This is a genomic window from Allobosea sp. NPDC055332, from assembly GCF_053645455.1.
The window spans coordinates 276,099-282,098 of the sequence record NZ_JBSHMO010000006.1 but is presented as its reverse complement, the minus strand read 5'-3'; the positions used below and the strand labels follow the sequence as shown (position 1 = coordinate 282,098).

2 protein-coding genes and 1 tRNA gene are annotated in these 6,000 nt (G+C 67.7%); 2 read left to right on the top strand and 1 reads right to left on the bottom strand.

The annotated features are described in order from the left end of the window. Nucleotides 1-5,017: beta strand repeat-containing protein (locus ACWIGM_RS30165; RefSeq protein ID WP_454029665.1), on the bottom strand; the 5,017-nt coding region annotated here is incomplete at its 3' end. A 286-nt stretch (nt 5,018-5,303) separates the two neighbouring features. On the opposite strand from ACWIGM_RS30165, the gene ACWIGM_RS30160 reads away from it, so the two are divergent. Both ACWIGM_RS30160 and ACWIGM_RS30155 read left to right on the top strand, forming a co-directional pair. Then, nucleotides 5,304-5,378 (top strand) — tRNA-Thr (locus tag ACWIGM_RS30160). A gap of 72 nt (nt 5,379-5,450) precedes the next feature. Further along, nucleotides 5,451-5,876 carry a hypothetical protein gene (locus ACWIGM_RS30155; RefSeq protein WP_454029664.1) on the top strand — a complete coding sequence of 142 codons (426 nt, stop codon included), beginning with the start codon at nt 5,451-5,453 and terminating at the stop codon, nt 5,874-5,876. Nucleotides 5,877-6,000: the final 124 nt, after the last annotated feature.

Here is a 6,000-nt window from a genome sequence, read left to right as displayed (position 1 = left end):
CATTCAGCGTCCCGATCGAGTTGCCCGGCGCCACCGTCGCGCCGCTGGCGACGCTGATGCCGCCGATCGTGCCGGAGCCGCCCAGCGTGCCGCCATCCAGCGTGACGCTGCTGGCGAGCGAGCCGTTCACCACCAGTTTGCCGCCCGAGACCTTGGTCGCGCCGGTATAGGTGTTGGTGCCCGTCAGGGTGAGCGTGCCGGTCCCCGCCTTGGTCAGGCCGCCGGTGCCAGTGATCGTGCCGGAGAAGCTGGTCGAGCTGTTGTCCGAGCCCGCCGTCAGCGTGCCCGAGCCGAGCGTGACCGTGCCAGCGCCGGCAAGCGAGGCGATCGTCTGATTGAAGCCGGCAAGATCGAGCGTCGCGCCGCTCGCCACGGTGAAGGCGGAGCTCGACGAGAACGCACCGGCGGCGCCCGCCTGGAGGGTGCCCCCTGAGACCGTGGTCGCGCCGGAATAGCTGTGCGTGCCCTTGAGAACCAAGGTGCCGGCGCCGGCCTTCGAGAGCGCGCCGGTGCCCGAGAAGGACTGTGAAACCGAGAAGGTATTCCCGGCCTCGACGATGTCGAATCCGCCACCATTCGCACCGAAGACGATATTGCGAGTCAGCCCGTGCAGCACCGTGTCGGTCACCTGCAGCACGCCGCCATCCAGCGTCAGCGCCCCGGAGGTCGCGCCGAGCCTGCTCTCCTTCGAGATGCTGATCGTCCCGCCCGCGATCGTGGTGCCGCCGGTATAGGTATTGTTCTCGGTCAGCGTCAGCGTCCCCGTGCCGGTCTTGCGCAGGCTGCCATCGCCATAAATCTGGCCGCTGAAGGTGGTCGAGGCGTTGGTCGCGCCGGTTTCCAGCGTCGAGCCTTGTGCGATCCGGATCTGGCCGGCGCCGGCGATCGAGCCGGCCGTGACCGTGCCGAGCCCATTGTTCACATTGAGCGAGGCGCCCGCTGCGACGGCGTAATCGGACGCAGCCGACATGGCCTGCGCGCCGTCGATGAGGAGCTCGCCGGCCGACACCATGGTCGCGCCCGAATAGGTGCTGGTGCCCGACAGGGCCAGCTGGCCATCCCCGCTCTTGGTCAATCCGCCGGTGCCCGAGATCGAATTGGACAGCGTGAAGGCCTGGCCGACCACGACCTCGATGCCGCCGCCAGCGCTACCCAGCGTCACCGTGCGCGCGGAGGAGAAGCTGCTTGTCACCGACAGCGTGCCGCCATCCAGCGTCAAGCCGCCGGAGGCCGCGCCGAGATTGGCGTCCGCCCCGACCGCGAGGTTGCCGCCTGTGACCGTCGTGCCGCCGGCATAGCTGTTGTTCCCGGTCAGCGTCAGCCTGCCGCCGCCCTGCTTGGTCAGCCCGCCACTGCCGCCGAGATTGGCCGAAACGTCGATGTCGTAGCCGTTGCTGTCGAAGACGGCGCCGTTCGCGCCCAGCGTCAGCGCGGTGAAGCCAGACAGGTAGTCGGCCTCGTTGCGCGTCGCCCGCAGGGTGCCGCCATTGAGGTTGAGCGTCGCCGTGCCGGCACCCTTGATCACCTGGCCGGTCTCCAGCACGCCGCGGCCGTTCACGGCGTCGCCGAGCAGGTTCAGCGTGCCGTTGGAGCCCGAGCGGGTTGCCAAGGTCGTCGTCAGCGCGCTGACCTTGCCGCCATTGCTCACGGTCAGCGTGCCGGTGCCCTCCCAGCCGACAGAGAGCTCCTCGCTGTTGCTCCAGGTCGAGCCAGCGCCTGTCACCGTCACCGTGCCGGTGCCAGCAGGACTTACGCCGAGGAAGCTATTTCTGCTCGTGACCGTGCCACCATTCTCGACGATCAGCGTGCCGGAACCGGAAATGCCGACACTGAACGAGCCACCATTGGTCCAGGCAGAACCTGTGCCGGCAACTTTCACCGTGCCGGTGCCGCCAGCGCCGATGGAGGCGATGCGGCTGGTGACCGTGCCACCATTCTCGATCGTCAGTGTGCCAGTGCCGCTGTAACCGACGACGATCGCGTCGTCGCTGCTCCAGCGCGAGCCGGCGCCAGTGACCGTCACCGCGCCTGTGCTGCCGGAAAAAGAGCCGACATAGGCGTAACTGGTGCTCGTGACCGTACCGCCATCCGAGATGGTCAGCGTACCGGTGCCAGAAGCGCCGACATGGAGTTCGCCGCTATTGGTCCAGGTCGAGCCGGCGCCGGTCACCGTCACCGTGCCGATGCTGCCGGCATTGAAGCCGATCACGCCGTTGGTATCGGTGAGCTTGCCACCGTTCTCGATGGTCAGCGTGCCGGTGCCGGAGTAGCCGACAAAGAGTTCGCTGCTATTGGTCCAGGTCGAGCCAGCGCCCCTCACCGTCACTGTGCCAGTGCTGCCGGACGCATAGCCGACATAGCCGGAGGTGTTCGTAACCGCACCGCCGTTTTCCACGATCAGCGTACCGGCGCCCTCATAGCCGGCATAGAGCTGGGCGCTGGTCCAGCTCGATCCCGCGCCTGTCACCGTCACGGTGCCGGTGGAGCCGGCCAATGCGCCGATGGTGCCTGCATTCCCGGCATTCGTGACCACGCCGCCATCGGCGATCGTCAGCCTGCCGGTACCCCTATAGCCGACACTCAGATCGGCGCTGTTGGTCCAGGTCGAGCCGGCGCCGGTCACCGTCACCGTGCCGGTACCGCCGGCGTTGAAGCCGACATAGCCGGCGGTGTTCGAGACCTTGCCGCCAGCCTCGACGATCAGTGTGCCAGTACCCGAGATGCCGACACGCAGCGTAGCGCTGTTGGTCCAGGTCGAGCCGGCGCCGGTCACCGTCACCGTGCCGGTGCTGCCAGAAGACTGGCCGACATAGCCGCCGGTGTTCAGAACCTTGCCGCCGGCTGCGATGGTCAGCGTCCCGCTGCCTGCGAAACCGACATAGAGGTCGCTGAAATTGGTCCAGATCGAGCCGGCGCCGGTCACCGTCACCGTACCGCTGCCGCCGGCGTTCGCGCCGAGATAGCCAGTGGTGTTCAAGACCGTGCCGCCAGCCTCGATCGTCAGAGTCCCAGTGCCGGCACGGCCGACACGAAGCACGCTGTTATTGGTCCAGGTCGAGCCGGCGCCGCTCACCGTCACCGTGCCGGTGGAGCCGGCGTTGTAGCCGACATGACCAGTGACGCTCGAGACCGTGCCGCCGTTCTCGATCCTCAGCGTTCCGGTGCCTGAGACGCCGACAGCGAGCATGCCACTATTGGTCCAGGTCGAGCCGGCGCCGGTCACCGTCACCGTGCCAGTGCCAGACTGGGTTCCGCCGAGATTGCCATTGGTGGTCGAGACCGTGCCGCCATTCGAGACGGTCACCGTGCCGGTGCCGGCAGAGCCGACAGTGAAGTCGGCGCTCGTGCTCAAGGTCGAGCCCGCGCCGGTCACTATCACCGTGCCGGTGCCGCCGTTGGCGACATAGAGCAGGGAGGCAGAGACCGCGCCGCCGTTCTCGACCTTCAGCGTGCCGGTGCCGCCGTTGCCGACGACGAGATCGCTGTTCCAGGCCGAGCCGACGCCAGTCACCGTCACCGTGCCGGTGCCACCGGCGTTTGTGCCGACATAGAGCATGCTGCTCGAGACCGCGCCGCCGTTCTCGATGGTCAGCGTGCCGGTACCCAGATAGCCGACAAAAAGATCACCGGTATTGGTCCAGGACGAGCCGGCGCCCCTCACCGTCACCGCGCCGGTGCTGCCGGAATTGTAGCCGATATAGCCTTGGGTATTGGTAACCGCGCCGCCATTCTCGATGGTCAGCGTACCACTGCCGAAATCGCCGACGAAGAGCTGGCCGCTATTGGTCCAGGACGAGCCGGTGCCGCTGACCGTCACCGTGCCCGTGCCGGCGTAGCCGATCGTGCCGGTGGTATTGGTGACGCTGCCGCCATTCGTAACCGTGAGCGTGCCGGTGCCGGCAGAGCCGACGGTCAGGACGCCGCTATTGGTCCAGGACGAGCCGGGGCCCGTCACCGTCACGGAGCCAGTGCCGCCGATCTTGCCGGCAGAGCTGGTGACCGTCCCGCCATTCGCGACGGTCAGCGTGCCGGTGCCGGAACCGCCGATGATGAGCTCGCCACTGTTGGTCCAGGTCGAGCCGGAGCCCGTGACCGTCACCGTGCCGTTGCCGCCATTGCTGAAGCCGATGGTGCCGCCGGTGCTCGATACCGTGGCGCCGCTCTCGATCGTCAGCGTGCCAGTGCCCTTGTAGCCGACCTGGACGACGCCGCCGATGGTCCAGCTCGAGCCGACGTCGCTGACCGTCACAGTGCCGTTGGCGCCGCTGTTGTAGCCGAGATTGCTGGCGGCGCTGGTGACCGTGCCGCCATTCGCGACAGTCAGCGTGCCAGTGCCGAAATCGCCGACGAACAGTTCGCCGCTATTCCAGGAGCCGGCGCCGGTCACCGTAACCGTCCCAATGCCGGCGTAGCCGATCGTGGCGGCGGCGCTGGTGACCGTGCCGCCATTCTCGACGGTCATGGTGCCGGTGCCGGAACTACCGATCGTGAGGGCGCCGCTGTTGATCCAGGTCGAGCCGGCGCCCGTCACCGTCACCGTGCCGTCGCCACTTAGGCTGTGGCCGACCGTGCTGGTGGTGTTCGAGACCGTGGCGCCGTCCTCGATGGTGAGCCTGCCGATGCCGTTGTAGCCGACATGGAGGATGCCGCTATTGATCCAGCTCGAGCCGGAACCCGTCACGGTCACCGTGCCATTGGAGCCAGTATTGTAGCCGATATGGCCGGCGGCGCTGGTGACGCTGCCGCCATTGTCGACGGTCAACGTCCCGGTGGCGAAGTCGCCGACGAAAAGCTGTCCACCAGCAAGATCCCAGCTCGTCAGCGGCGGTGTGGGTATCGCCGGATTGACGTCGCCGGTGCCGGTCACCGACTGGGCGCGAGCGACGGGCGCCCCCGCCAGCAGCGCGAACCCGGCCGCCAGCATCAGCGCACGCACGGAGAGGGCAGACGACATCACGCCCGGCACAGGCCGGGCGAGCCTGCTCGCCGCAGGCTTCTGATCGATCGTCTCCGGCACCAACACTGACCCCCGCCTAGTGGCAAGCTCAGGCAGCTTCGCGCGCGAGGCAATGAACAGCCGTTCACATCGCGTCAAATAGGCCGGCTGTCGCAGATTTGCCACGGCCACCGACCCCAGCTGGCGGACCGGGCAAAGCCACGGATCAAAATCTGGTCGGAAGCCAGCGCCGCCAACGCGGCGCGGAGCGCGTCCGGATCGCGTGCACCCAGCGGTCGCTTCGGCACCGGTCCGCGCATCGCCGGCCTTGCCCTCGCCGCACCGGCCTGATACCGCAGCGCACAGGGCCGGCGTAGCACAGCGGTAGTGCAGCGGTTTTGTAAACCGAAGGTCGGGAGTTCGATCCTCTCCGCCGGCACCACCCGACTTCGGTGGCCTGTCGCTTGCTTGCCATGCCACCGCGACGACGAGGACGACCGGAGCCCACCGAGCGATGACCTCTGCCGACCAGCACGACCAATTGCTAGCCCTCGCGCAACGTTGCGAGCGCACCGGCCGCCCAGACCGCAATCTCGACGCCGACATCTATGAGGCGCTCGGCTTCACCGTCCGGCGCAAGCCGACCACCCTGCTCGCCCCGCGCACGCCGCCCGGCGGCATCTACCAGCAGGGCTCGCTGTGGAAGGCGATCGGCAAGATCAGCGCCGAGATCGACGTCGCGGTCAACATCATCCGCGAAAAGGCACCGGACTGGAACTGGAGCCTGCAGTCGGTCGCGACCGAGCAGCAGACCTATGAGGCGCTGGTAGCCGGCTGCTCGGGCCAGGGCGCACTCGCCTCGCTGGCGCTCTGCGCCGCGCTGCTCAAGGCCTTCGCCAGGGGACGTTCGGAGCAGCCCCCGGCGCAGGGCGATCAGTAGAACGCCCGCGACTTCAAGGGCGAAGCCGATTCGCCGCACACATCGATTCAACCCGCCCGATCAACTGTCCCGGCCGCGGCAACTTCACGGAAAGTTGACCCTGGGAAACCACACGGCGGTTGAA